Genomic DNA, 26,443 nt, shown 5'->3' with positions numbered 1-26,443 from the left:
TATCATTCTTCCACTTTTATTTTTATTTCTTTAATCTTCTCGTCAACTTTCAGGCTGCTGATTATGGCGAATATTGTCTCTTTCAGGATTCCTTGTGTGAATTCATTTATTTCAACGTCATGGCCGTTTGTCTTAAGGCTGATATCAGCATCAATCAGCTCCTTTTCGATATTCATTATTTCGATATCTATTGTCCTGACGTTGTCTTCGGTTTTGATGGCGCTGACCATTCCCTTGATGGAATTTGAAACGATTGTCCTTGTGAAACTGTTGATTTCAAGGTCCTTGTCATTGATTTTTATTGCGCATTCCGCATCCGCCGGACTTTTTGGAGTATTTTCATTAGGAATCAGCAGTTCTATCTTGCCGATGTCGTCCACTCCGAAGTCCTTGAGGTTCAATGTGTTTATAACGCCAATAACGCTCCGTTTGAGGTAATCGCTTACAAACCTGTTGAGGCCGACCACCTTGCCGTCTATTGACAGGTAACTTTTCACGTCATCCAGATCGTCAACGGTCAGCTCGCCCTGACGGATTTTTCCTGCGATGACTTCGCCGTCATTGTATCCGCAATTGTTTGCAAATAGGGTGTCGACGATGTCATGGCCCCTTTCCTCTATCAGGTCGGCCAATTCGCTCACTTCTTCAGGGGTTATTGTGAATGAATCCACTTCCTTGATTGTGTATTCGTCCTTTACATCTGGGGAGGTTATGATCTTAGGGTAATTGTAACTCTTGTATCCTTCTATTATCACGAAATCAAAGTCGTCGAAGTGCTTGAGCAGGTATAGTATTCTGTTCAGGTCATGCTCCTTTCTGGCATTGAAGAAAGTGGTTGACCCGACGCCCACCACCAGGTTGGCACCGGCCTGCTTGTGCTTCCAGGTGTCGGTGTTCTCCTTGTCCATCTCTATTGAGTGGTGAGAATGCTTTATTGAGGCCACATTGTAGCCCCTTTTTGTCAGCTCCTCAATAACCTTGACAGTTAGAGAGGTCTTTCCCGTATTTTTCTTACCTACTATGGATACAATTTTCATTTTTACTCCCCTTGTAATAATATATGTTTTTGTATTAATTATATCTTTTTGATAAGGATGTGTAGTTACTACACATTTTGATAAAATGGCATGTTTTTTTAACATAATTCGATGGCTCTAAAATCTGAAATCCAATCGGTTTTTGATGAATTTTTGAAAAAGATTTCAATTTTGGCAAAGCAAAAAAATTGAAGATTATGGGGTATTTCGATGTTTTTATTGATTTTCATGTGTTTTTGCAATTTTGATGTGTAGTTACTACACATTTTAGGTTAACCTAAAAATTTTTTATAAATTTTCACGATTTCGTAATACTTTTTTGATAAATTATTATTACAAATTTTCATGAATTTTCTTCTTTATTCAACAAAATTATGATTGTTATCATCTAATTTTTTATAATGCTTATTAAAATTCATTATCAATTCTTATGGCATCATGATTTATTGATATTGATGATTTTAGCTTGTTTCAATCAATATCTCAATGTTTAAATGTGTACTATTACCACAGTAATATATAAGTATTTCTATTTAAATCTAGTAGGCAACTATATTTATATAAGTAAATATATTTTATATCATTACACATTGGTGGTTCAAATGCCGAAACATATTGCATCTGGTTTAAAATATTTGGCTGCGGTCAAGTTGAAGGATGCGGGTGAAAGTCATCAAGCAATTGCTGACGAGTTGGGTGTTGACAGGTCTACCATTTCACACTATCTGAATGGCAGAAACCTTTCTTGGAACTCAATAGACGTTGCAAGAACAATAATCGAACTATGTCCCAGAGATTTCTTGAAAATGACCGAGGCAATATTTGAGGAACCAGAACAGAGTCGAAAAATTGTGAATATTTGCAGAGAAAGAGATTTCGAAGTAAAGATAGAAGATTCCTGTATTGGTTGCGGCTTATGTGTAAGTGCATGTACGATGAAAGCTATTAAGTTAGAATCATTAAAAGCACATGCAGACTCCATACAATGTTGCGGTTGTCAGCTATGTAGCGAGGATTGCCCAACTAATTCTATAAAAATTTTGGAGATTGAATATGATTAGAAATTTAAAAGAGGTTAAAGACAACAACTTTGACATCACAAGATCTGCTGAGGAAGTCAGAAACTTGTCTTTTAATGACGATGTATGTTTAGGTTGTGGGATTTGTGAATCTACCTGTCCTGTAGAAGCAATTACCTTAAACGCAATTGCTGTGGACGCACGTCACAGAATCTCAAACGACGTATACTTCAGTGGTCATGAAAAGATTGCTCAAAACTTCAAAGATGATTTTGATGTTCAAAGAATAAGCATTGACGAAAGTAAATGTGTATTATGTGGTATGTGCAGTGGTTTATGTCCTGTTGATGCATTAGTATTAACTATTGACGGCACACCAATCAAAGAAATCGACGCATATCCTCATTATAACGCTTTCTCAGAAATCGATGATGATGAATGTATTTACTGTAAAAGATGTGAAATCGCATGTCCTCGTGATGCAATTGTCATTGAAAGAATTTTACCAAACCGTGCTGATTTAGTAACTGGTGAAATCGAAGTAAATGAAGATGATTGTATTTACTGTGGCGTATGTGAAGAATTATGTCCTGCAGAAGCAATCGTTGTAGATAAAGAAACTGGAAAAGAATCCATTGTTATCGACAAAGATGCATGTGTATACTGTTTAGTATGTAAAAAATCTTGTCCTACCAACGCTATCAAAGCATTATGTAGAGCATGCAGCTATGGTGAATATGATTTAGACCCAGCTAAAGCTGTTGTTACCGGAAACTCCGTTATCGACCCAGATTTATGTGTATTCTGTGGATGGTGTGAAGGAGTATGTCCAACTGACGCTGCTAAACACAAAAAACCATTCCAAGGTTCTATTGAAATCGACGATGACAAATGTCAAGCTTGTGGAGCTTGTGTAGATATTTGTGGATGTAACGCATTAGCATTCCCTGTATCCTCAGGTCCTGGTTCTAGAATGGAACACGTAATTGCTTACAATGACTACTGTGTAAAATGTAAAGCATGTGCAAAAGCATGTCCTAACGGCGCAATTACCGTAACAAGAACTGAAATTGACCACACACCTATTAGCTCAACTACTTGGAAAGAAGCTTTAGATGCAATTAAAGACTAGGTGATTATATGGAACTTAAAGTAGAACAAGATAATTGTTTAGGATGCGGGATTTGTGTAATTGCATGTCCTGTAAACGCTGCTATCAGTCCAGAAAACGCTGGTGGAGCAGGTGCAAAGACTGAAGAAGTTATTATGATGGTTGAAAACGGTTTTATCAAACTTTTCAGTCCTGAAAAATGTGAAGAGTGTGGAACATGTCAAATGTTCTGCCCAGTAAATGCTATATGGTTAGAATAGGGGGATTAACTTATGCATTATGCTAATACTTATTTAGAAAAACCTGTAGTACCTGATGTAAAAATTACTGGTGAAGGAACAACCGATGTTTTAAAATGTATGTTAAACACTGGTTCTGACATTTACCAAGGTGCTTGTAAGAAAAGAGGATCCACTTTAAAAGAAGAATACAAAAACGCTTCCGGTACTTGTTACATGGATCCTAGAGATATGGCAAAATTAGGTGTAAACAACTGGGATACCGTACTCGTAAAAACCGATTTCGGTGAAGTAGTAGTAAACTGTGCAGTATCAAGAGATGCACCTCACGAAGGAACTGTATTCATTTGTAAAGGACCATGGGCTAACACCATTGTAAGTCACGACACTTACTGCTGTTCTGACCCTACCTACAAAGGAATCAGATGTACTGTCGAAAAAACCGACAGAAAAGTATTACTCATGGCAGACTTAATGAGATGGGTATACAAAAAATACGTTGATGAAGAAGATGACGATGTTGTTGAAAACATGGAATCTTTAGGTGAATTACCTGTTTATCACGGACGTAAATGGGAGGAGTTGATTGATCATGACTTATGAACCACCTGTAACTGATTATGATTACATTGTTGAAAATTGTACCTGTGCATTCTGTGGTTGTAACTGTGACGACTTAGATTACTTAGTTAAAGATAATCACGTAGTTGCTGTAAGACACGCATGCAGATTAGGGGCAAGTAAAATCATGGAAGATATGGACCAAAGGTTACTTGTTCCAATGATTAGGGATGAAAACGGAGAACTCAAAGAAGTTGACTGGGATACCGCTTTAGACAAAGCTGCTGAATACATCGCTAATTCCATCAGACCAGTATTCTACGGTTGGTCAGAAACTTCAACTGAATGTATGAAAGAAGGTGTAGCATTAGGTGAATACATCGGTGCAGTATTAGATAACCAAGCTACCATCTGTCACGGACCTTCTCTCCAAGCTGTGCAAAACGCAGGTTACCCTATTCAAACCTTAGGGGAAGTTCAAAACAGAGCAGACGTTATTGCTTACTCTGGAAGTAACGCTATGAACTCTCACCCAAGACACATGGCAAGATACGCAGTATTCTGCCGTGGATACTTCAGACAAAGAGGAAGATTCGACAGAACCGTTATTACCATGGATCCAAAATTCTCAGATACCGCAAAATGTTCTGACAAATGGATCGGATTCGAACAAAACGGAGACTACGGTTTCTACAACGCTATTAGAGCAGTTCTCAGAGGAAAAGAATTATATCAAGACGTAATTTCCGGTATTCCTAAAGAAGACATTTACGAATTAGCAGAAGAAATGAAAAACGCAGAATTCGGTGTTCTCTTCTTCGGTTTAGGTTTAACCCACACTTTATCAAAACAAAGAAACATTGATATCGCAATTAAAATGGTACAAGACCTAAACAAATACAGTAAATGGGGTCTTACTCCAATGAGAGGTCACTTTAACGTAAACGGATTCAACATTTTCATGGCATTCGAATGTGGATTTGCTTTCGGTGTTGACTACTGTAGAGGTTACCCAAGATATATGATGGGTGAAACCAACACTATCGATTTATTAGTAAGGAAAGAACCAGACTGTTTCATGGTTATTGCAGCTGACCCAGGTGCTCACTTCCCTAACGGAGCAAACCAACACTTAGCTAACATTCCTGTTATTCAAATCGATATTCACTGGGGTCCATCAACCGAACTCGCTGACGTAGTATTACCAGGTTCATTCATCGCTGTAGAATGTGCTGGTACCAGTTATCGTATGGATGGAGTTCCTATCTACATGAAGAAAGCTATCGACAAACCAGAAACCTGTCGTGACGACGAATGGATTGTCCGTGAATTGAAAGAAAGAGTAATGAAACTCAGAGAAGAGCCAAACGTAGCTCCAAAATATGTGCCAAATCCAAACGCACTATAAAGGTGATATAATGGAATATATTCTTAAAAATGGTATTGTCTACGACCCTGCTAACGAAATCAACGGGGAAAAGATGGACGTCATGTTCAAAGACGGCCTTATTGTAGATAACGTTTCCGCTGATGCTGAAGTCTTAGATGTTACCGATAAAATAGTCATGCCAGCAGGTATTGACCCTCACGCACACGTTGCAGGTCCTAAATTAGTAGTAGGAAGATTATACAGACCTGAAGATTCCAGAAGAGGTGTTACTCAAAAAACTAAAGTATTAAGATCAGAATCTGGATTCTCCATTCCAAGTTGTCCTGCAACCGGTTACAGATACTCAAGATTAGGTTACGGTACTGTTGTAGAAGCAGCTATGCCTCCTCTTGAAGCAAAACACACTCACGAAGAAATTGCAACTATTCCACAATTAGACATCCCAGCTATGCCTTTATTCGGTAACAACTGGTTTGTAATGGAATACGCAAAAGATAATAATATTGAAGACATTGCAGCATTCGTAGCTGCATGGTTAAAAATATCCAAAGGTTACGGAATTAAAATCGTAAACCCATGTGGAAGTGAAGCATGGGGTTGGGGTATGAACGTACACGGTGTAAACGACAAAGCTCCTTACTTTGACGTAACTTCCAAAGAAGTTATCGTTGCACTCGCAAAAGCTAACGAAATGTTAAACTTACCTCACTCTATTCACATTCACCCTAACGACTTAGGACACCCTGGTAACGTACCAACTACTATCGAAACCATGGACGCTGTTAAAGATGTTAAAAAAGGTTCCAAAGCAGCTGAAATCAGAGATCAAGTTATGCACGTTTGCCACTTACAATTCCACTCTTACACTGGTAACAGTTGGAAAGATGCAGGATCTGGTGCAGAAGAAGTTGCTAAATATGTTAACAAACACGACCACATCACTTGTGACGTAGGTCAAGTAACTTTAGACGAAACCACCACAATGACTGCAGACGCTCCTATGGAATACGACTTATTCAAATTATCCGGTCTTAAATGGACCAACAAGGATATTGAATGTGAAACCGCAGCAGGTATTATTCCATGTATTTACTCTGGTAAAAACCCTGTTAACACTTTACAATGGGCTATCGGTTTAGAATTGTTCTTACACATTGACGACCCTTGGAAAGTATGTTTAACCACTGACCACCCTAACGCAGGACCATTCACTAGATATCCTAGAATCATCTCCTGGTTAATGAGTAACTACAGAAGAATGGAAATGATTGAAAACAGAGAAGTTCACAAATGGGCAGAAAAAAGAACTACCCTTGCAACTCTCGACAGAGAATACGATTTCTACGATATTGCAACTATTTCCAGAGCTGCTCCTGCTAGAATCTACGGATTCACTGACAGAGGTGCACTCACCCCTGGTTACAGAGCAGACATTGCAGTATACGACATAAATCCTAATGAAATTGACCCATCCAGACAATACGCTGAAATCGAAAAAGGTTTCAATGTTGCTGATTACACAATCAAAGATGGTCAAATCTTAGTAAAAGACAAAGAAATTGTTAAAGTTAAAGAAAGTCAAAACATTTGGGTTAACGTAAAAGGATGGGAACAAAACGAACAAAAAGTTCTCGACAACATTATGCCATTCTTTACACAATACTACTCAGTCAAATGGGAAAACTACCCAGTACACGACCACTACGTATCCAACCCAATTAGAGTTGACGTTGACGGTAAATAGGGGTGATTAGTGTGAAAACAATTACATTCGATCAAATTAAAACTTCATCAATCGCTTTAGAATTTGATGAATTGATTCCTGATGAAATTTACTCATGGACCGAAGCTGATTTCGCTAAATATCAAGTCCCAATTGGAAACTCCAGATTCCCAATCACTGACTTCTTCAAAATAACCGTTGAAGGAGAAGCTAACGGACCTGAAGAAGTTGAAATGATTTTAAACGGTGACTTAAACAGAGTAAAATACATCGGTTGTAAAATGAGTGCTGGTAACATTCTCTGTAACAGCAGTGTAGACTTACACGTAGGTGCAGAAATGTCCGGTGGATCCATTCTCGTTAAAGGTGACGCAGCTGCTCACGCTGGAAGAGAAATGTCTGGTGGATACCTTGAAATTGAAGGAAACACCAAAGAATTCACTGGTGCTTCTTACATTGGTGAATGGAGAGGTATGACCGGAGGACAAATCGTTGTTGGCGGTAACGCTGGAAAACAATGTGGTGAATGTTTAACTGGTGGTAGAATCCACGTTAAAGGTAACTGTGATATCTTAGCTGGTATTCACATGACCAAAGGTATCATTGAAATTGACGGTGACGTAAACCGTTGGCCTGGTGGACAAATGAAAAACGGTAACATTATCATCCACGGTTTCCTTGGAAGATTACTCGAAGGATTCGTTCTCGACGGTATTGTCGTAGATCCTGAAGTAGACGGTGTTACCTTCCCTGGTAAATACATTAAATATACTGGAGATATTGGTCTTAACGGTAAAGGTAACCTTTACTTAGGCGCTGAAGCTAACAAAGAAAAATTAGCTGAATACGGCGAATTAGACGACGAATATACTTCAATCAGAGAATACAGGAATTTATAATTCCTCATCTCTTTTCTTTTTTTATTTTTAAAGGCGATTATTATGGTAGAAGAAGTTCAGATGACTCTTGAAGAAGCAATTGAATATGTTAGAAACGAAGTTAAGGAAACTGACACTCTAGAAATTTCCTACAATCGTATTTTTGCTCCTGGTGAAGTTTTAGGAATCACAGAAGAAGATGAAGAAACAGGAGAAGGACTTAGAGTCGCATTGCAATTGAATGGTGAAATATTAAATCAGTCCATTGAAGTCGATTTCAACGAAATCGGTGAGGATTTAATTGAAATGCGCCACATAAACGAAGATAAAGAAATAATTATAGAACTCCTATAATTCTATTTTTTTATCAAAATTTTTTTTGTTCGTAATATTACAAACATTTATATACATGAAAGTCTATCTTAATATATCGGAGTTGATATCATGAAAACTTTAGAGTTAACTACACAAGAAGCGGTCAATTACCTAAAAGAAAATGTTAAGATTCATGATAGGATCGAACTTTCATATAACAGAATCTTTGCGGAAGGAGAAATCCTAAACGTCGATTTTTCAAAATATTTCGGCGAACCTGGCTTCAGACTGCTGATTTCCCTTGACGAAAGCGATCTCGGCGCCACAATTGAAGTTGACGTGTATGAGGTTCAGGAAGATATAATAGAATTTGTTCATTATCCAAAAGATGGTGAAGATGTGGATGTCACTGTAATCTAATTACAGTCTTTCCATCTTTTCAAAAGGCATCAGTTTCTCGATTGCCTTTACGTGTATGTCCACGCCTTTTTCTCTAACGGCAGCTATCAGATTCAGACCACTTCCGGCAACGATACCGAAGTTATAGTTGTCTGCCTTTGCATTATATGCCAATTCCCTTGGCTTTCCTATTTTGTATATTGAAAATCCTATCTTGTCAAGGGTGTCCAATAGTTCCACCGCATAATCCCTGGATATGTAAGGGATCTCTTTAAAACTAGCCAATATTTTTTTAGGACCCATTTCCGGAGCCACTGCAGTCATGTCCTTTGCTATGAATATCTTATGAGGGTCCACTGTTGAACCGTTATATGAAATCAGGTCAATGAACAGTGACGGTTCAGTAAGTTCCAACAGGCCGCCGTATTTCGGATTGCATATTATTCCGTTGTTTATCAGGATGCCGTCAATGCTTAAGCTGCATATTGTGGCTATTCCAACCTTGTCTTTGTCTGTCGGATGGTCCACAACCTTATAATACGGATTGATGTGCTTAGGGTCCTTGTTGTAGGCATCTTCCATAATCTCCAATGCCTCATTGAGGTCTTCCCTTTGAAGGTAGGAAATGTTCGCTACAATGTTGCCCTTTCTTTTTTCAACGTCGAAGTCCACCTGCTGAATCAGATTCCATGATTTGGAAAGCACGAATGATATTTTCGGCTGCAGGTCATGTGTGACCGGTTTCAGGTGGTTTTTAATGGTTGATGTAATCGGGGACAATGTCTTGAAGTCGGTTATTTCCTCAGCTATCTTTATGTTGATTTCTTCGCCGTTTTCCTGAACTGCCCTGAATGGGGTTATTCCACCGACTATTGCAATTCCGACCATTCCTTCAGGAACCGGAATTCCAAGGATGTCCTTTCCCTCATCGGATATTCCAATCACTCCGCCGATTCCGATATTGTCAAGCTTCTTGATTATATCGACGGTCTTTTCGCGCCCGACGCCTGGAATTAGCCTGAAGTTTGCAGGTATAAGTCCTGTTCCGGAATCTATAACGTCCAAAACTGATGTCCTGTTAGGTGATGAGAAAGCGTCCAGCGGTGTCAGTGAGGTCTTCTTGTAGGATATCAGTTCCTCGAACCTTACCGGCTGGTAGTCCTCGATTTTCAGAAGTCCCCCGTATTGCGGTTGTGAGGATATTCCCTCATTCAAAAGTATCCCATCGATTGTTGTTCCGCACAAAGTGGTGACTTCGATTTCGCCCTTGCCTTTTCCTTCATTTATATTGACATAAGGGCTAACAGAAAGGCCACTTTCAATAATGCTTTTAATTATATTGATTGATTCTTCATTATAAATGGTTGATGTGTTGACAACAACATTTCCTGTTTGTGTCATATAGTTAAAGTCAGTCAGATAAATCATTTCTTCAAATTTTGAATAAATGAAATCGACTTGGTCATAAATGAGCCCCTTTTCCAATTTTTCGAGGCCAAGGTCAGTAATCACCCTTCCGGAATACCCCTTTCTTTCGGTGTATCCCTTCTGATCCAAAATCTGCATGTGATATCTTACAGCACGTTCTCCCAAGTTGAAGCCCTTCTCCCTCAGCTCATCGGCAATCAGCTTGGATCCGGTGGGATTTTCCTGCTGGCTCAATATTCTCAATATCTCTATCATTCGAGGTTCTGAATCTGACATGATTACTCCTAAAAAAATAAAAAGTCAATATTTAGATTAGATATCTAAATATTTTCTTTGTTCGTATCCGAACACTTGGACACGGTATTCGTCCCATTCCTTATACTTGAGCTCTAGGAATTTTTCACTTATGTGAGGTCCCAATGCATTCAATATCAATGGGTCATCTTCAAGGGCATGATATGCTTCCCACAAACTTGTAGGCAAGACTTTGATGCCTCTTGCTTCGATTTCCTCTTCGCTTAACTGGTAAAGGTCAACCTCAACAGGGTCTCCAGGGTCGATTTTGTTGACGATACCGTCAATACCTGCCTCAAGCATTACAGTGAACGCAAGGTATGGGTTACATGCAGGGTCAGGTGACCTGTACTCGATACGTGTAGCTTTTCCACGTGCTGCAGGCACTCTGATTAAAGCGGACCTGTTTCTAAGACCGTATGCCCTGTAAACTGGAGCCTCATAACCTGGAACTAGACGTTTGTATGAGTTAACGATAGGGTTTGTGATTGCTGTTATAGCTGGAGCGTGCTTGAGTAATCCTCCCATGAAGTAAAGTGCGTCTTTTGAAAGTCCGGTTTCTGAATCAGGGTCTGAGAATAGGTTTTTGTCTCCCTTGAACATGGATTGGTGACAGTGCATTCCACTTCCGCTCACGCCGAAGAAAGGTTTTGGCATGAATGTTACCCTGTAATCCATTTGGTCAAAGGTAGCCATGTTGTCTACGATTGCCTTGATAGCCTGTTTGAATGTTATGACCGCATCAGCAGTTTTAAGCGCATCCTTGAACTTGAATGCGATTTCGTTTTGACCTGGAGCGACTTCGTGGTGGGAAGCTTCCACTTCAAAGTCAAGGTCCTCGAGGTTCAGGGTCAGTTCCCTTCTGAAGTCAGGGCCCTTGTCCAAAGGTTCAACATCGAAGTATCCCGCTTCGTCGTATGGCATAGGGTATCCTTTTTCATCGATGTCCACAATGAAGAATTCAGGTTCAGGACCGATGTTGTATTGCATTCCCATGTCTGCGATATGCTTGAGGGATTTTTTCAAAAGTCCCCTTGGGTCGCCTATGAACGGCTCTCCGTCGGCTGTCCATACGTCACAGATAAATCTGCAGGTTGCTGACTCCTCTGGTCTCCATGATAATCTTGAATAAGTGCTGATGTCCGGTTTTAGGACCAAATCACTTTCATTGATTCCAACGAATCCTGCTATTGAGGATCCATCAAATAACATTCCTTCGTTAAATAATTCACTCATGTCTTCGCCATTGAATGGTATGACGATATTTTTTACGGTTCCGTTAATGTCGACAAATTGCAAACGGATAAACTTGATGTTATCCTCTTTCATCTGTTCGACTACTCTTTCAATTTTTTCTTCTGGAATATCGCTCATTAAAATCAAGCTCCACTTTTAATAGTCGGAAAACATCTTCCTATTAGAATTATATTTCCAATTTGTAGTATATAAATCTTTATATATATTGTAATATGTCATTTTTAATATATAAAATAAAGAGTTTTATTTTTTTCACTGTATAAAATACACTAATTTTTAAAAATTAATATAAAATTGTTCAATACAATATGGAAATGAATAAAAAATTTGACTTAATGTATAAACAAGCCAAACTAGAAATGGTCAAACTCACTTCCGAAATACTCATACACCTTCTGAAGTTCCGCCGGAATATCGATCATCTGGGTGCAGAATGGAATGCATTCCCTGCAATCAACGCAGCTGTCCGCCCTTGAGTCGTCATCAATCAGGCTGAAATACTGCATTGCGCTGGCCTTAGGGTCTCCCATCATGTGTGCAATGTTGTACTCGGTGAGACAGTTGATGATGTCAACGCCGTGAGGACAAGGCATGCAATAGCCACAGCGGGTGCACCTATTTCCCAAAAATGTCCTATATGTTCTTGCAACTTCACGAATCAGTTCCTGGTCATTGTCGGATATGAGGTCCTCTGTTGAAGCTATCCTGATGTTGTCCTTGACCTGCTCCAGGCTGGTCATGCCGCTGAACACACAATCGACATCGTCACGGTTCCATAGGTATTGAAGGGCCCATTCGACAGGAGTCCTTTTAGTTTCGGCCATGTCCCATAGCTCCTGGATCTCCTTTGGAATGTTGTTGACCAGTCTGCCTCCGCGCAGTGGTTCCATAATCATGCTGCCCATATTGACCTCCTTGAGGTAGTTTGTTCCCATGACTCCTGACTGGTAATACTCGTCCAGATAGTTCAGTTGGGTAAGGGCAACCTCCCATTTCGGATACTCGTCAATGATCTCGACAATGTAGTCGACTTCAATGTGTGATGAAAAGCCCACATGTCTTATCTTGCCGCTTGAAAGGGCGTCATCCAAAAAGTCAAAGACATCCAGTTCCTTGACCTTTTCCCAATCAGGAACGGTCAGTGAATGAAGAAGGTAAACGTCAATGTAGTCTGTCTGGAGCTTTTCAAGCTGCTCATCCAAAAAGTCGTCAAAGTCAGACTTTTGCTCCACTGCCCAAACGGGTGATTTGGTCTGAAGAATGATGTCGTCCCTATATGAATTTTCACTGAAGAATTCGCCGAGGAACCTTTCACTCTCTCCGCTTCCTTCCAGGCCCTTTGCGTGATATGGGTAGGCTGTGTCGATGATGTTCACGCCGTTCTCAATGGCATATTCAAGCATTTTTGTGGCTTCAACCTTGTCGATGTCTGAATTGTCACTTTTGGTTGGAAGCCTCATTGTTCCAAAACCGAGTCTTGAGACTTTCAGACCGGTTTTTCCAAGTGTATTATATATCATTTCAAATCCTCAATGGTATTTTAGTCAAAATAAGTATAAAATTGTTATGATTTTGAAAAAAGCTTAAAAAAATAGTAGTTAGATGGAAATATTCCTGGGATTTAGGATGCCGGGGGCGGGATTCGAACCCGCGATCTCACGGTATCCCAGGAATAAGCTAGAGCACTGCTTTATTACCCTATGAGCCGTGCGCTCTAACCAGCTGAGCCACCCCGGCATCTAACAAATATATATATTTTAATCATTACATTTAAAGTTTTTGCTTTAATGGCATTTTTTGTCGAATTTTCAATAATTTATAAAATATTAATAGTAAAAAGGTAATATTTAATAACATTCAAATTCAAAAATCTATTTAATTAAACAATTAATGATGATATTATGAGCAAAGTAAAAGACATGTCACTAGCACCTGAAGGTGTAAGAAAAATCGAATGGGTTCAAAAACACATGCCTGTTTTAGAACACATCAAAGCAGAATACTTAGAGACCCAACCATTCAAAGGAATAACAATCGGGTCATGTTTGCACTTGGAACCTAAAACCATCAATTTAGGTTTGACATTGATGGCCGGTGGGGCAGAAGTTGCAATGACCGGATGCAACCCGCTATCCACACACGACGATGCAGTTGCAGGGGCAGCCGATTTAGGTTTGAACGTTTACGGTTGGAGAGAACAGGACGACGAAGAATACTATCAGACCATCAACATGGTACTTGACCACAAGCCTGACATTATCATTGACGACGGAGCAGACATGATCATGGTGCTTCACAATGAAAGAAAGGAATTGTTAAGCCACATTAAAGGTGCATGTGAAGAGACCACAACCGGTGTTCACAGGTTACAAGCAATGCATGCTGACGGCGCATTGAAATTCCCTGTTATCGCAGTAAATGACGCTTACACAAAATACCTATTTGACAACCGTTACGGAACCGGGCAATCAAGTTTCGACGCAATCATGGGAACAACCAACATGGTTATTGCAGGAAAAACTGTTGTAGTATGCGGATACGGATGGTGTGGAAGAGGACTTGCTTTAAGAGCAGCAGGTCTTGGTGCTGATGTAATCGTAACAGAAGTCGACCCAATCAGAGCATTGGAAGCAAGAATGGACGGATACAGAGTAATGACCATTCGCGAAGCTGTCAAACAGGCTGACTTAATCATTACCGTTACAGGAAATGCAGACATCATCTGCGGCGATGACTTCAAGTACATGAAAGACGGATGTATGCTTGCAAACTCCGGACACTTCAACGTTGAAATCAACAGGCCAGACCTTGAAGCTATTTCAACCGAAGTGAAAGAGGTACGTGAAAGTATCGAGGAGTTCACCACCAAGGACGGACGTAAGATTTATCTTTTAGCCGATGGCCGTTTGGTAAACCTATCCGCAGCACGTGGACAAGGACACCCTGCCGAAATCATGGACATGAGTTTTGCAGTACAGGCATTGTCCGCAAAACACATCTTGGAAAACGATTTACCTGTTGGCGTGACCAAAGCGCCTGATGAAATCGACTACAATGTGGCAAGCATGAAATTGAATGCAATGGGCATTGAAATCGATTCATTAACCCAAAAACAGAAAGACTATTTGGCAAATTGGCAAGAAGGAACATAGGTTTCCTTCCAACTCTTCTTTTTTTTCATGTCATATTTCAGATACATTGACAATGGCAAGGGACCCACTAAACTGTTTATTGGAGGGGTCCACGGCAATGAGGGATTGACATCCTTAAAGTTCATTAAAAGAATTAAAGACAGCGATTTGTCCCTAGGACAGTTCTACTTTTATAACTTCGACAAGACACCTTATATCTCAACCATAAAAAAGGAATACTATGAAAGCGAATTGGGATTGAAGATTCTTGATCTGATCAACTATTTCCAGCCTGATTTCTACACGGAGCTTCACTGCTATAACCTTAAGAACTATGAGAAGCTGACATCAATGGAACGTTACAGAAAGACTGGAATTCCTCCATTGATAAAGCTCGGAAATCATGTTTTAGTGTCCTCAGTATCTCCTTTGATACGCATGACCTATTTTTCAACCGAGACTGTATGCAAGACACTTGAATTTCCATGTTTTGAGAAATTGACTCCTGAAATCGTTGAGAAATATGATTTCAATAAGGATTTGGCAGTAAAGACCTATGAAGATTTGCTTAAGCTAATTTTAAAGTCTCCATCACGTGATTATTTTGAAAGGCAGATGCTGATTGATTATGCCGATCAGGTTGCTTTGGCGGTTGAGTATGCAAGAAAAGTTTTCGGTGAAGATTTCCCTCCTTATTAAAGCAAATCCTTTATTCTAAAAATTAGGGTATTTAGTTTGGTTTTAATGTTAGAACCATGCATCAAGGCTTCCCTGTGATGAATTCAAGTTCTTAAGCCTGTCACTGGCTCTGCTGACACGTTCAACTGAAAAACCATGCTCATAGCACATGAATTCAATTAGCTTGTCCTTGTCAGGCTTTTCCCATTTGATTTTGTAGTCGGTGTTGACGTTATGCTTCAGGAATATGTCTCTCACTTCATCAAGGTCATGTGTGGATTCCTTTTGAAGTTCAGCTATTTTTTCTTTCAGTTGTCCGTTGTGGGCCAATTTAAGTGCGGTTTTTGCACCCACTCCCTTAAGGCCTTCACAGAAGTCGGTTCCTATCAGGATTCCCATGTCAACAAGCTCCTCACGGGTCACGTTCAATTGCCTTAGCACCTTGTCCAGCTGGTAGAATTCAAGGTCTCCAAGGTTTGAGCTTACCGCAAGGTTTCTCACAACCCTTTTGGCGCCAAACATCAGACAATCGTAATCCTGTGATGCCACTGCATATGCGTCTCCATTTGCCACCAGGTATGCGGCTTGCGCTTCACCTTCGCCTTTGGCCTCGACATATGGAATTCCCATAAGGGTCAATAGCTTTTTGGATGATTCGATTATTTCCGGTGACAGTTTTGATGATCTCATTGCAAACTTGCGGGCCTTTTCGGTGTCTCCGGCTTTCAGGGCTTCCTTATAGATTTGTTCAGCCTCATCCCTAACCTCTCGCCTTTTGGCCTGGGTTTCGCTTTTGAGTTCAGGGGCTTTTCCATCAAAGATATAGATAGGTTTAATGTCCTTTTCAATCATTGAGGAGTTACGGTAGAGTATTCCACTTAAGTGTGAGGTAACGTTGCCGTGCTCGTCTGTCAGTGGCCTTCCGTCCCTTTGCCTTATGGTTGACAGGAACTGGTAAAGAGTGTTGAATGCGTCTATTGACACTACCCTTCCCTCCAAGTCCTTGAAGCTTATTGATTCCGGTTCAACTATATCCTTTAATTTTACGCCCATTTTATTCACCTATATCTCTGCAAAATAGCTTACAGGGAACATTTCCTTAATCCACATAAGTATCTCATCGTTGTTTATGATGACATAGTCACGTGCCAGGAAATCCTCATCCGTGCCGAAGAGCTCTTTCAGCTTGTCGTTTGGCTTTTCGATGAAGATGTTGTTGACTTCCCTTCTTGATTCGATGTGGTAATTCTTTAAAATCCTTCCGATTGGGATGTCCGCCCGGAGCAGGTCATTGCAGACTTCCTTTGAGCAGCGTCCCAATGGAACGTGTGAGATTGCATATATCAATGGCTGCTCACCCTTATGCATCAGGACTTCCCTGAAGTTGATCTCATCACCCTCATTGACGTTTACCAGCTTTGCATGTTCCGCATCAGCATCCTCGAGATGCTGGTCAAGTGTGTCCAGTTCGATTTTCCCGTATAGGACATCTAAAATCGCTGTTATTGATCCGTCTGTGGTTAACAGTATTTTCTGTGTATTGGAAAATTTCTGACCGTAATCATCTTCAAGGTCGTTCATTTTCTCAATAAGCCGTTTGTTTGCTTCGTTTTTGTCTTGTGCCATTTAAAACACCTATATGTCTTTTGGATTTGTTATGACTCCGGTGAGTGCAGATGCTGCAACAACTTTGGAGTTGGATAAGTATACTGATGAGGCAGGATCTCCCATTCTTCCCTTGAAGTTCCTGTTGGTTGTGGATATGCATGATTCGCCTTCTGAAAGCACTCCCATGTGTCCTCCAAGGCATGGTCCACAGCCGGGATTGCAGATGATTGCTCCTGCGTTGATGAAGGTGTCGATGTATCCCAAATGGATTGCCTGCTGATAGATTTCCCTTGAAGCAGGTAATATTAACAGTCTGATGCTGTCGTCGATGCTGTTTCCTTCGAGGATTTCAGCCGCATCCTTGAGGTCTGACAGTCTTCCGTTTGTGCATGAACCAATCAGGCACTGGTCGATTGATGTTCCCTCGATTTTTGAGATTCCCTTGACGTTGTCGACATCGTTTGGACATGCAATCTGCGGTTCCAAGTCATTGATGTCAAAGTGCATTTCCTTTTCGTAAACGGCATCGTCATCCGATTTCACGATGTTCAGTTCGGATTCCCTCTTGCCTGTTCTCTGGCAGATGTAGTCGATGACTTCCCTGTTAGGTTCCATTATGCCGTTTTTGGCACCCATTTCGATTGCCATGTTACACATGGTGGCCCTTCCTTCGACTCCCATGTTCTCGATGGTCTCTCCGCAGAACTCCGCTGTCTTGTAGGTTGCCCCGGCTATTCCGATTTCACCGATTATGTTTAGGATGATGTCTTTAGGTGCGATATACTGGTTAATCTCACCGGTCACTTCCATCTTGATTGCGGACGGAACCATGAACCATGTCTTTCCGGTTGCCCAGACCATTGCAAGGTCGGTTGCTCCCATACCTGTGGAGAATGCTCCGAATGCGCCGTAGGTACATGTGTGTGAATCGGCACCCACAATCACCTTGCCCGGTTCGACAAGTCCCATTTCGGGAACGACCTGGTGGCAGATTCCTTCGCCGTGAATGTAGTTTTTAGTGATATTTTGCTTGCTTATGAAGTCACGGCAAACCTTCTGGAACTCCGCTGAGCCTATTGTGTTTGCCGGAACGTTGTGGTCGAATATGATGGCTATCTTTTCAGGGTCCCATACCTTCTCCGCAATCCTTTCGAATGTCTTGATTGCAGGGGGGCTTGTTCCGTCATGAGACATTGCAAGGTCCACCGGGATTTCGATTATTTCTCCTGGTGTAACTTCATGTCCCGCCTTTTTTGAGAGAATTTTTTCAGTGATATTCATGATCATGACCTATTTCTTGGTGTTCTTGACTATTTCCTTGAAAACCTTGTCGTTGATGTATTTTCCTTCTTCCCTTTGCTTTTTGACTTGCCTTACGATTTCGATAAGCTCGTCATCGGTAACGTCAAGTTCGCATTCGTTGAGCTTTGCCCTTACTGCCCTGCAGCCTGAATGCTTACCGAGCACCAGCTGGCGTTTTTGTCCGACAAGTTCGGGAAGGTATGGCTCGTAGCATAACGGTTCCTCGATGACCGCATCGACGTGGATTCCTGATTCGTGTCTGAACACGTTGTTTCCGACAACAGGCTTGTTGTAAGGGATTGGAAGTCCGCTTGCCTTTGAGACGAGGTCGGAAAGTTCCTTGATGTATTTTGTCTTGAATCCGTAGTCCTTTCCATAGAGGATTTTTATTGCCATGATTAACTCTTCGAGTGATGCGTTACCGGCCCTTTCGCCGATTCCGTTGACTGTTGTTGAAACGGCTTTTGCACCTGCAAGGACTCCGACGATTGAGTTGATTACCGCAAGACCGAAGTCATTGTGAAGGTGAACCGCAAGGTCAAGCTTCAAGTCCTTTACAAGCTCTTTGACAAGATAGTCAATACCTTGAGGGGTGATTGCACCTGTGGTGTCTGCAATGTGCACCCTGTCGGCTCCGCACTCTTCAGCTTTGCCGTATATGCGTTTCAGGAATTCAATATCGGTTCTTGTGGCGTCCTCTGCTGAGAATGCAACGAACAGTCCGTGGTCTTTCGCATAGTCGACTGCGGTTTCGCACAGGTTGATTGCGTCCTGCCTTGTGATGTGCATCTTGTGGTCAAGGTGGATGTCGGATGTTCCCACAAAGGTGATTACCCCGTCCACGTCACAGTCAAGGGCAGCATCGATGTCTTCTGTCTTTGTCCTGGTCAGACCGAGGATTGTTGCGTCAAGACCCTCATTTGCGATTGCCTTAACTGATTCCTTTTCCTTTTCAGAGACTATAGGAAAACCCGCTTCAATCTGGTGTATCTTGAACTGATCCAGTTTTCTTGCGATTTCCAATTTCTCATCAAAGCTGAAACAGACTCCAGGGGTCTGTTCACCGTCTCTTAATGTTGTATCATAAATGGTAATGTCTTCAGGAAATGTCAATTCACATTCCTTGTTATAATGACTTATAAAATATTGCAAAATTATCACTTCTTAAATTTAATATTTAATATTAGTAATTATATACTATTTAAATTTTCCAAAAGTTCCATATATGATGTCCTCTCAAAGCCGTCTGTGATGCCCAATTTCTCAAACAGCTCAAATATTTTGCCTTGGGCTTCGGTGTAATCTGCATCGTCTTTCATTTCTATTTCTATTTCCATATATGGTGGAAGACCTTCAACGTCGTCCAGTGATATTTCAAAGTTTTCATAGGTGTAGTACTGGCGGTTCTTTCTCACGGTCCTCACTTCCCTGAAGCCGATTTCCTCAAATATATCCTTTGCCTTTGCAGCACTTTCGATACTCATCTCGACCTCTTTTCTTGTTTTGGCCTTGTCGTTGAGTTTCGGACCCTTGTATGTTATGAAAATGTCATTGTCAGTGGTCCTTATTCTCAATGCCTCATCGGTTTGGGCAAAATCGACTATTGGGCTTGCAAAGTAAATGTCCTCTTGGAATTCCGTTTTGCTCTTTTCGGCGCCCAGTGTTTCAAGTTTGTTTTCGATTTCTTCGAAACTGTTTATTTTCGCTTTGACTTCTACTTCTATCATGACAATCAACTAGTTAAAACTTTTGGATTAATGTATTATTATATATTTCTCAAGTTTTTGAAAATGGATTTTCCTAAAATTAATATTCTTATTTGTTTTTTTGTTTTTTTCACTTAAATGTAGTAACATTTATAAATGAGTATTTTCTATATACTGTTTGCAATTTCATTTATAAATAAAAAGTTTTTTTGATGAAATTTAAAATTTTGAATTTTTTTAAAATTTTTGTTAAAATTTCAAATAAACATACCTTTATATACTATTTAAATATAATATTTAATTAGTAAAAATTTAAATCGATTTTTCGTTTTCTATAATTTTTACTTACTACTTTTAATAATTGATTGGAGGTTTTAAATTGACCGATGTTGAAATTAAAATTGAAAACATTGTAGCTTCTGCTAGTATTGGTAAAGATATTGACCTTTCCGTAGTAAAAACAGCTTTAGAACCTGATGTTACTTTTAATCGTGAACAGTTTCCGGGATTAGTTTTTAAACTCAAAGATCCTAAGACTGCAGCATTGATTTTCAGCTCAGGAAAGCTTGTTTGTACCGGCGCAAAGTCTATTGACAATTCTAAAACAGCAATTAAGAAGACTGTTGATTTGATGAGGTCAGTGGATACCGATATTCCTGAAGAGTTTGAAATTAAAATTCAAAACATTGTGGCTTCTGCAAACTTGGAATCCACATTAAATTTAGAAGCAGTAGCTTTGGAACTTGAAGATACTGAATACGAACCGGAACAATTCCCTGGTTTGGTATACAGATTATCTGACCCTAAAGTGGTATTATTATTATTTGGTTCCGGTAAAGTTGTTTGTACCGGTGCGAAAACCAAAAGTGACGCTAAGTTAGGCGTCGAAAGAGCTTACGATAGATTAAGTGAGCTAGATTTAATATAATTGGTGGTATTATTGATTGAACTTGTAGTATTTGACTTAGATAACGTTATTATTGATGGTGAAGCAATAGATGAGATAGGAAAATTAGCAAATGTTGAAGATGACATAGCTGCAATAACTGAAAAGGCTATGCAAGGTGAAATAGACTTTGAAACTTCTATTAAAGATAGAGTTCAACTTCTTGAAGGAACTTCTATTGAAGATATCGAGAAATTAGCTGATGAACTTCCATTAATGCCTGGTGCTTGCAAAACCATCAAATGTCTAAAAGAAAAAGATGTAGATGTAGCTATCATTAGTGGTAGTTTTGATGTAGTGGCTGATAAAGTTAAAGATAAACTCGGTGTTGACACAGTTTATACTAATAGTTTCACAGTCGAAGATGGTAAATTAACTGGTGAAGTGACTGGTCCTCTCGTTTCCGGAAACAAATTGGACGTATTGAAAGACCATGTCGAAAAAGCAGGAATTGCATTAGAAAATGTAGTTGCTGTTGGAGATGGCGCTAACGACATTTCCATGATTGAATCAGCTGGATGCGGAATTGCATTCAATGCAAAAGATTCCGTAAAAGAAATAGCTGATGTAGTAGTAGAAGAAAAAGACTTGTGCAAAGTCTTATGTGAAATCCTTAATCAATTAACCACTGAAACTGTAGAAGACGAAATCGAAGAAGCTACTGAAGAAGAAGCTAGCGAAGAAGAAGTTGTTGCAGAAGCAGCTGAAGAAGAAGCAACCGAGGAAGCTGTCGAAGAAGAGGCTACCGAAGAAGTTGCTGAAGAAGAAGCAGAAGAAGAAGCAGCTGAAGAAGAAGTTGCTGATGAAACTGTCGAAGAAGAAGCTAGTGAAGAGGAAGCTACCGAAGAAGTTGCTGAAGAGGAAGCAACCGAGGAAGCTGCAGAAGAAGAAGCTCCTAAAGAAGAATTTGTTCTCGCTGACACCATGGAAGGCGTTAGAAAACAAAAAGATGAAAAAGAAGCTGAAATTGCAAAAGTAGCTGAAGAAAGGGAAGAATTCAACAAAACAGCTAGAGAACAACGTAAAATAAGAGATGAATTAAACGCATCCTTAAAAGAAAACTTAAACAAAGCTATTGAATTCAGAAATGAGCGTAATGAAATCAACAAACAAGTTGAAGAAGCTAAAAAAGCTCGTAATGAAGCTAATGCAAAAATCAAAAGTCTCGAATGGAATTCTGGTAAACGTAACAAAATCAAAATTGAAAACGAGATTAAAAAGATCGATAAGATTATCGAAACCCGTGTATTAGACATCAAGAAAGAAAACCAACTTGTTAAAAACGCTAATGACTTAAGAAAACAATTAATGGAAATCCATGAGGATGAAGCAGCTAAAGGCGAAGCTGAAGAACTCAAGAAAGTTTCCGAAGAAGAACACGAAAAAGTCATTGAACTTTCCGAAAAAGCTCAAGCAGCTCACGAAGAAATGCTTAAATACTTCAGAAAAACCGATGACATTAGAACCGCAGCTGATGAAGCACACAAAAAATTCATCGAAGCACGTAGAAATGCATCCGAAAAACACGAAGAATTCAAAGCAATCTTAAGTGACATCCATGTTATCAACAAGAAGTTAGGTTCCAACAAACCTAAACGCAGAAAATCCGATAACAAAGGATCTTCCGGTTCCAACAAAAACCGTGAAGAAAGACAAAGAGCTCAAGAAATCTTTGAAAAATTCAAACAAGGTGGAAAAGTCTCTACCGAAGAGATTTTACTCTTGCAAAAATACAATATAGGTTAAATTCAATTTTAACCTTTAATCTTTTCTTTTTTTAAGGTTTTAACATGTCTGAAGAAAAAATAGAAACATGTTTTATCTGCGGTCAGAAATTTGACATGAACAAGGCAGAACTTGGATATTACCGTAACGGCAAGTTTCCAATTTGCGATTTCTGTGCTGATTTTTACCGTTTTTACAATGAAGACCTGACTTCAAAAAAATAATTTTTTTTATGCAATTATCTTTTTTTCTTTTCGAATCACTCTTTTGAAGTGTAGATTTTAGTTTCTATTGCGGTTGTCATTGATGAGAGCAGCCATTTGGTTTTTGTATCTGTTTTATGTATTTTCTTAAGCTTGTTGACCTTGCTCAGCAGCAATTTATTTTCTTCCTTGGTGAATGGTGAGTTTTTCCATGTGTACATCCAATGGAGGAGGTGCGGATTGACGCTGATGTTTTTAATTTCCTTGGAATATCCTTCTGTGCATTTCCTGCAGTAAATATAGGATTCCATCAGCTCATCCAAAAGGCGCACATTCACATTATTTGTGATTGACTTGTCGCTTGGAAGATCGCGTATATAATAGTCATAGCACATGAAATTGTTCAGGAACACGATTCCGTCAGCCTTCAGGAGGGTTTCCAGGGCAAATGCCATGTCGTCGCCTGAAACGTATGGCTGGAAACGAATGTCGTTATCCATGATAAGGTCCCTTCTATATATTTTACTCCACACTGAAGGGTGCATCTTTAAGATGTCAGGTTCCTGTTCGATGCTGTCAACGTGAATTGTGTCCAGCGGACTGTTGCGGGGATAGGTCCCTTCGATGGTCTTGCCGTAAATAATGCTTTCAAGGACATTGTCCCAAATGAAATCCGGAACATTGATGAAGTTTTCGGTTTCAAAGGTCTCATCCGGATAGGCCTGCTCCAGGCTGTCCATGTATGGAGAGTATGATTTCTGGACAGTTCCTCCGTATTCGAATATTCTTCTGAAACGTCCGAAAGCCACTTGCGCATTATTTGCCTTAACTGCCCTGTACAATGTCTCACATGAATCAAGTGTGTACCTGTCGTCAGGGTCCAGAAACATTATGTAGTCCCCAGTGGATGCTTCAATACCTGTATTGCGGGGAGTGTAAGCCGCACCGCTGTTTTTTTCATGATGAATAGCTATGCAGCAGTCATATTTCTCGGCGTACTCATCTATGATTTTATCAGATCCGTCTGTTGAACAGTCATTTACCATTATTATCTCTAGATTTTCATTTCCTATGGTTTGGTTGACCAATGAATCTATTCCACCTCTCAGGTGGTCTCCAACATTAAAAATTGGCAAAATAATACTAATTTTATCATTCATTTTATCATCGAACAAGATTTAATTATATAATATATTTTTTAAAATGATATTTAAAATCTCCTTTTCTGTTCATAGTAATACTTTTATATGATAACTTTCTTTAAAATATATTTAATAAAAAAATTGAGATAGGTACGAAATAATGCATGAAGTAATAGTTTGCGAAAAACCAACATCTGCGGAAAAGATTGCAAAAGCGCTTTCACCAAGCGCCAAAAAGAAAGTATACAATAAGAAAGTTAAATATTGGGAACTCAAGAAGGATTCAAAGGATATCACTGTCGTATCCGCTGTGGGACACCTATATTCATTGACACCGGACAACCCTAAGGACAGGGTCTATTTCGACCTTCACTGGGCACCGGCATATGAGGTGAACAAGAAGGGCAGCGGATTTACAAAGGATTATGTCAGGGCAATCAAGAAGCTGGGCAAGAACGCCGATTCATATGTTCATGCCTGCGATTATGATACCGAAGGGACATTAATCGGCTACAATGCATTGAAATATGCATGCGGTCAGGATAATCTCAGTAAAATCTCAAGAATGAAGTTCTCCACATTGACAAAAAAGGATTTGCTTGAGGCATATGACAACAGAATTGATTTGGACATGAACCAGGTCGATACTGGTATTGCAAGGCACGTTCTAGACTATTATTTTGGCGTAAATATCTCAAAAGCTTTAATGAAATCTGTAAGCAGCGCAAAACACAGATTCTTAAAATTATCCGCAGGACGTGTGCAGACTCCTACACTATCCATTCTCGTTGAAAGGGAAAACGAAATAAAGGATTTCGTTCCCGAACCGTATTGGCTCATCAAGGCATTGGTTGAAGGCAGGACCGAAGACGGCGTTGAGGACCACATTGAAGTGGACCACGTCGACGGCAAGATATTCGACAAGGCCCGTGCCGAGGAAATCATGACCAAGTGCCAAGGCAAGGACGCCAAGGTTCACAAGATTTCCCTGTCAAACTCCAAAACACAACCTCCGGTTCCGTTTAACCTGGGAGGACTTCAGTCTGAGGCTTATAACGTTTTTGGATTTTCTCCTAAAAAGACACAGGTCATAGCCCAAAACCTATATACTTCAGGTTACACTTCATATCCGCGTACCTCATCACAAAAATTGCCTGAAAGCTTAGGTTTCAAGGAGATCTTTTCACAATTGTCACATGACGGAGAGTTTAAAAAGCACATTTCACAATTGCCGTCTAAACTAAGGCCAAACAACGGTAAGAAAGAGGATGCGGCTCACCCTGCAATTCACCCTACAGGAATATTGCCTCAAGGCCTATCCAGAGACGACAAGAAAATCTATGACTTGATTGTCTACAGGTTCATTTCAGTTTTCTTTGAGGCGGCCAAGTTCGAGACAATGAGCACAACCCTGGACATTGAGGGCGAAAAGTTCCGCTTCAGAAGGAGACGGGTCACCCATAAGGGCTGGATGGAGCACTATCCTTATAGGAATATTGACAATGAGGAATTCCCTGACATCAAGGAAGGCGACATCCTGAAGGTCTTAAAGCTTCTTGCCGATGAGAAGGAAACCAAACCTCCTGCAAGGTATAACCAGGCATCCCTAATCAAGGAGCTTGAAAAGAGGGAGTTAGGTACAAAGGCCACACGTGCGGACATCATAGACAAGCTTTATGACAGAAAGTACATCACAGGCGACAAGCAGATTGAAGTAAACCAGCTGGGAACCAACATGATTGACACACTGTCCACCTACTGTAATGACCTTACTTCAGAGGAACTCACAAGGGCCTTTGAAAACAAGCTTGAGGGCATTGACAACAACACCTCCACACGTTCAGAGGTAATTGAAGAGGGTAAGAAAGAGGTTAAGATCATTTTGGGTGACATCACCAAGAATTCCAAGGAGATCGGAACCAAACTATATGAATCCTATCAGGAAAGCAACATTGTCGGCACCTGTCCGACATGTGGAGGAAATCTGGTTAAAAGGTACTCTTTTAAGACCAAGGCGTCATTTGTCGGATGTTCCAATTATCCGGATTGCACAACCATTTACTCCATTCCTAAGGGAACCAATTTCCTTAAGAAAAAATGTGAGAAGTGCGGTCTGCCAATCATTTCATTCGGAAAGCCTAGACAAAGGGCATGTCTTGACCCTAACTGCGGAAAGGACACCACAAAACCTCATCAGCCTGAAAAAGTTGGTGAATGTCCTGAATGTGGAAAACAATTGCTTAAGCGTTCCGGACGTTATGGAGATTTCATTGGTTGCAGCGGTTTTCCAAAATGCCGTTTCACTTGCTCAGTTGAAGAGCTCGAGCAAAAACTAAAATGAAATTTATTTT

At 40.2% G+C, this 26,443-nt stretch carries 25 protein-coding genes and 1 tRNA gene; 15 read left to right on the top strand and 11 right to left on the bottom strand.

The window, feature by feature from the left end; genetic code table 11:
* Positions 1–2: 2 nt before the first annotated feature.
* Positions 3–1,037, bottom strand: coding sequence for a molybdopterin-guanine dinucleotide biosynthesis protein B (gene mobB / locus MBBTH_RS09625; protein ID WP_116592820.1), 1,035 nt, complete (start codon positions 1,035–1,037; stop codon positions 3–5).
* Between the two features lie 590 nt (positions 1,038–1,627).
* Here mobB and MBBTH_RS09620 point away from each other — a divergent pair.
* The 9 genes from MBBTH_RS09620 (at position 1,628) to MBBTH_RS09580 (ending at position 8,693) form a co-directional block, all read left to right on the top strand.
* Complete coding sequence (locus MBBTH_RS09620; RefSeq protein WP_116592899.1) at positions 1,628–2,098, top strand: 4Fe-4S binding protein; 471 nt, start codon at positions 1,628–1,630, stop codon at positions 2,096–2,098.
* The gene (fwdF, locus tag MBBTH_RS09615; protein WP_116592819.1) at positions 2,091–3,188 is read left to right on the top strand and encodes a tungsten-dependent formylmethanofuran dehydrogenase subunit FwdF; all 1,098 of its coding nucleotides are present in this window, start codon (positions 2,091–2,093) and stop codon (positions 3,186–3,188) included. Before MBBTH_RS09620 ends, fwdF begins: the two co-directional genes overlap by 8 nt.
* A gap of 8 nt (positions 3,189–3,196) precedes the next feature.
* Complete coding sequence (locus MBBTH_RS09610; protein WP_116592818.1) at positions 3,197–3,427, top strand: 4Fe-4S dicluster domain-containing protein; 231 nt, start codon at positions 3,197–3,199, stop codon at positions 3,425–3,427.
* A gap of 12 nt (positions 3,428–3,439) precedes the next feature.
* Positions 3,440–4,009 (top strand): molybdopterin dinucleotide binding domain-containing protein, encoded by a 570-nt coding sequence (locus tag MBBTH_RS09605; protein ID WP_067040048.1) that lies wholly within the window; start codon positions 3,440–3,442, stop codon positions 4,007–4,009.
* On the top strand, positions 3,999–5,375 hold the full coding sequence (locus MBBTH_RS09600; protein WP_116592817.1) for a formylmethanofuran dehydrogenase subunit B: 1,377 nt from the start codon (positions 3,999–4,001) through the stop codon (positions 5,373–5,375). The genes MBBTH_RS09605 and MBBTH_RS09600 overlap by 11 nt, the downstream gene beginning before the upstream one ends.
* Positions 5,376–5,382: 7 nt before the next feature.
* On the top strand, positions 5,383–7,101 hold the full coding sequence (locus MBBTH_RS09595; RefSeq protein ID WP_116592898.1) for a formylmethanofuran dehydrogenase subunit A: 1,719 nt from the start codon (positions 5,383–5,385) through the stop codon (positions 7,099–7,101).
* Between the two features lie 2 nt (positions 7,102–7,103).
* Positions 7,104–7,979 carry a formylmethanofuran dehydrogenase subunit C gene (locus tag MBBTH_RS09590; protein WP_116592816.1) on the top strand — a complete coding sequence of 292 codons (876 nt, stop codon included), beginning with the start codon at positions 7,104–7,106 and terminating at the stop codon, positions 7,977–7,979.
* Positions 7,980–8,021: 42 nt separating this feature from the next.
* The gene (locus MBBTH_RS09585) at positions 8,022–8,312 is read left to right on the top strand and encodes a DUF2097 domain-containing protein (protein ID WP_116592815.1); all 291 of its coding nucleotides are present in this window, start codon (positions 8,022–8,024) and stop codon (positions 8,310–8,312) included.
* A gap of 90 nt (positions 8,313–8,402) precedes the next feature.
* On the top strand, positions 8,403–8,693 hold the full coding sequence (locus tag MBBTH_RS09580; protein WP_116592814.1) for a DUF2097 domain-containing protein: 291 nt from the start codon (positions 8,403–8,405) through the stop codon (positions 8,691–8,693).
* Here MBBTH_RS09580 and MBBTH_RS09575 read toward each other — a convergent pair whose 3' ends face one another.
* The 4 genes from MBBTH_RS09575 to MBBTH_RS09560 form a co-directional block, all read right to left on the bottom strand.
* Positions 8,694–10,376 carry a DUF128 domain-containing protein gene (locus tag MBBTH_RS09575; protein WP_116592813.1) on the bottom strand — a complete coding sequence of 561 codons (1,683 nt, stop codon included), beginning with the start codon at positions 10,374–10,376 and terminating at the stop codon, positions 8,694–8,696.
* 36 nt (positions 10,377–10,412) lie between these two features.
* Positions 10,413–11,768 carry a type I glutamate--ammonia ligase gene (gene glnA, locus MBBTH_RS09570; RefSeq protein ID WP_116592812.1) on the bottom strand — a complete coding sequence of 452 codons (1,356 nt, stop codon included), beginning with the start codon at positions 11,766–11,768 and terminating at the stop codon, positions 10,413–10,415.
* 236 nt (positions 11,769–12,004) lie between these two features.
* The gene (locus MBBTH_RS09565; RefSeq protein ID WP_116592811.1) at positions 12,005–13,171 is read right to left on the bottom strand and encodes an aldo/keto reductase; all 1,167 of its coding nucleotides are present in this window, start codon (positions 13,169–13,171) and stop codon (positions 12,005–12,007) included.
* 107 nt (positions 13,172–13,278) lie between these two features.
* Positions 13,279–13,388 (bottom strand) — tRNA-Met (locus tag MBBTH_RS09560).
* A 164-nt stretch (positions 13,389–13,552) separates the two neighbouring features.
* Here MBBTH_RS09560 and MBBTH_RS09555 point away from each other — a divergent pair.
* The gene (locus tag MBBTH_RS09555) at positions 13,553–14,803 is read left to right on the top strand and encodes an adenosylhomocysteinase (protein WP_116592810.1); all 1,251 of its coding nucleotides are present in this window, start codon (positions 13,553–13,555) and stop codon (positions 14,801–14,803) included.
* A gap of 27 nt (positions 14,804–14,830) precedes the next feature.
* Positions 14,831–15,481, top strand: a complete 651-nt coding sequence (locus MBBTH_RS09550) for a DUF2119 domain-containing protein (RefSeq protein WP_116592809.1) — start codon at positions 14,831–14,833, stop codon at positions 15,479–15,481.
* A gap of 48 nt (positions 15,482–15,529) precedes the next feature.
* Here MBBTH_RS09550 and fen read toward each other — a convergent pair whose 3' ends face one another.
* From fen to cyaB, 5 genes are read right to left on the bottom strand one after another with little or no spacing between them, the layout of a single operon-like run.
* Complete coding sequence (fen, locus tag MBBTH_RS09545) at positions 15,530–16,513, bottom strand: flap endonuclease-1 (protein WP_116592808.1); 984 nt, start codon at positions 16,511–16,513, stop codon at positions 15,530–15,532.
* Positions 16,514–16,522: 9 nt separating this feature from the next.
* Entirely contained in the window at positions 16,523–17,086 is a 564-nt protein-coding gene (locus tag MBBTH_RS09540) for a chorismate--pyruvate lyase family protein (RefSeq protein ID WP_116592807.1), read from the bottom strand.
* Between the two features lie 9 nt (positions 17,087–17,095).
* On the bottom strand, positions 17,096–18,349 hold the full coding sequence (gene hacA / locus MBBTH_RS09535) for a homoaconitase large subunit (protein WP_116592806.1): 1,254 nt from the start codon (positions 18,347–18,349) through the stop codon (positions 17,096–17,098).
* Between the two features lie 9 nt (positions 18,350–18,358).
* Positions 18,359–19,522 (bottom strand): homocitrate synthase family protein, encoded by a 1,164-nt coding sequence (locus tag MBBTH_RS09530; protein ID WP_116592805.1) that lies wholly within the window; start codon positions 19,520–19,522, stop codon positions 18,359–18,361.
* A 38-nt stretch (positions 19,523–19,560) separates the two neighbouring features.
* Positions 19,561–20,097 (bottom strand): class IV adenylate cyclase, encoded by a 537-nt coding sequence (gene cyaB, locus MBBTH_RS09525; RefSeq protein WP_116592804.1) that lies wholly within the window; start codon positions 20,095–20,097, stop codon positions 19,561–19,563.
* 358 nt (positions 20,098–20,455) lie between these two features.
* On the opposite strand from cyaB, the gene MBBTH_RS09520 reads away from it, so the two are divergent.
* Genes MBBTH_RS09520 through MBBTH_RS10950 form a run of 3 tightly spaced genes read left to right on the top strand, consistent with a single transcriptional unit; the run spans position 20,456 to position 22,971 of the window.
* The gene (locus MBBTH_RS09520) at positions 20,456–21,004 is read left to right on the top strand and encodes a TATA-box-binding protein (protein ID WP_116592803.1); all 549 of its coding nucleotides are present in this window, start codon (positions 20,456–20,458) and stop codon (positions 21,002–21,004) included.
* Positions 21,005–21,016: 12 nt separating this feature from the next.
* A complete protein-coding gene (gene serB, locus MBBTH_RS09515) occupies positions 21,017–22,768 on the top strand; it encodes a phosphoserine phosphatase SerB (RefSeq protein WP_116592802.1) in 1,752 nt (583 codons plus the stop codon).
* A 44-nt stretch (positions 22,769–22,812) separates the two neighbouring features.
* On the top strand, positions 22,813–22,971 hold the full coding sequence (locus tag MBBTH_RS10950; protein ID WP_165814068.1) for a hypothetical protein: 159 nt from the start codon (positions 22,813–22,815) through the stop codon (positions 22,969–22,971).
* 35 nt (positions 22,972–23,006) lie between these two features.
* Here MBBTH_RS10950 and MBBTH_RS09510 read toward each other — a convergent pair whose 3' ends face one another.
* Positions 23,007–24,110 (bottom strand): glycosyltransferase family 2 protein, encoded by a 1,104-nt coding sequence (locus MBBTH_RS09510; protein ID WP_116592801.1) that lies wholly within the window; start codon positions 24,108–24,110, stop codon positions 23,007–23,009.
* A 142-nt stretch (positions 24,111–24,252) separates the two neighbouring features.
* Between MBBTH_RS09510 and topA the strand changes: the two genes are divergently transcribed.
* Positions 24,253–26,433: a DNA topoisomerase I gene (gene topA, locus MBBTH_RS09505; RefSeq protein ID WP_116592800.1), complete on the top strand. Its 2,181-nt coding sequence runs from the start codon at positions 24,253–24,255 to the stop codon at positions 26,431–26,433.
* The last annotated feature ends 10 nt before the right edge of the window (positions 26,434–26,443 follow it).

This window comes from Methanobrevibacter thaueri (genome assembly GCF_003111625.1).
Classification (GTDB): domain Archaea; phylum Methanobacteriota; class Methanobacteria; order Methanobacteriales; family Methanobacteriaceae; genus Methanocatella; species Methanocatella thaueri.
The sequence above is the reverse complement of the archived record's forward strand: the minus strand, read 5'-3'. Positions and strand labels throughout refer to the sequence as shown.

Coding starts and splice junctions, on each gene's coding strand:
- MBBTH_RS09550 (WP_116592809.1), top strand. CDS start 14,831: ATGTCATATTTCAGATACATTGACAATGGCAAGGGACCCACTAAACTG.
- MBBTH_RS09610 (WP_116592818.1), top strand. CDS start 3,197: ATGGAACTTAAAGTAGAACAAGATAATTGTTTAGGATGCGGGATTTGT.
- MBBTH_RS09605 (WP_067040048.1), top strand. CDS start 3,440: ATGCATTATGCTAATACTTATTTAGAAAAACCTGTAGTACCTGATGTA.
- mobB (WP_116592820.1), bottom strand. CDS start 1,037: ATGAAAATTGTATCCATAGTAGGTAAGAAAAATACGGGAAAGACCTCT.
- cyaB (WP_116592804.1), bottom strand. CDS start 20,097: ATGATAGAAGTAGAAGTCAAAGCGAAAATAAACAGTTTCGAAGAAATC.
- glnA (WP_116592812.1), bottom strand. CDS start 11,768: ATGAGCGATATTCCAGAAGAAAAAATTGAAAGAGTAGTCGAACAGATG.
- hacA (WP_116592806.1), bottom strand. CDS start 18,349: ATGAATATCACTGAAAAAATTCTCTCAAAAAAGGCGGGACATGAAGTT.
- MBBTH_RS09600 (WP_116592817.1), top strand. CDS start 3,999: ATGACTTATGAACCACCTGTAACTGATTATGATTACATTGTTGAAAAT.
- MBBTH_RS09575 (WP_116592813.1), bottom strand. CDS start 10,376: ATGTCAGATTCAGAACCTCGAATGATAGAGATATTGAGAATATTGAGC.
- fwdF (WP_116592819.1), top strand. CDS start 2,091: ATGATTAGAAATTTAAAAGAGGTTAAAGACAACAACTTTGACATCACA.
- MBBTH_RS09580 (WP_116592814.1), top strand. CDS start 8,403: ATGAAAACTTTAGAGTTAACTACACAAGAAGCGGTCAATTACCTAAAA.
- MBBTH_RS09510 (WP_116592801.1), bottom strand. CDS start 24,110: ATGAATGATAAAATTAGTATTATTTTGCCAATTTTTAATGTTGGAGAC.
- MBBTH_RS09565 (WP_116592811.1), bottom strand. CDS start 13,171: ATGATATATAATACACTTGGAAAAACCGGTCTGAAAGTCTCAAGACTC.
- MBBTH_RS10950 (WP_165814068.1), top strand. CDS start 22,813: ATGTCTGAAGAAAAAATAGAAACATGTTTTATCTGCGGTCAGAAATTT.
- fen (WP_116592808.1), bottom strand. CDS start 16,513: ATGGGCGTAAAATTAAAGGATATAGTTGAACCGGAATCAATAAGCTTC.
- MBBTH_RS09555 (WP_116592810.1), top strand. CDS start 13,553: ATGAGCAAAGTAAAAGACATGTCACTAGCACCTGAAGGTGTAAGAAAA.
- MBBTH_RS09540 (WP_116592807.1), bottom strand. CDS start 17,086: ATGGCACAAGACAAAAACGAAGCAAACAAACGGCTTATTGAGAAAATG.
- MBBTH_RS09585 (WP_116592815.1), top strand. CDS start 8,022: ATGGTAGAAGAAGTTCAGATGACTCTTGAAGAAGCAATTGAATATGTT.
- topA (WP_116592800.1), top strand. CDS start 24,253: ATGCATGAAGTAATAGTTTGCGAAAAACCAACATCTGCGGAAAAGATT.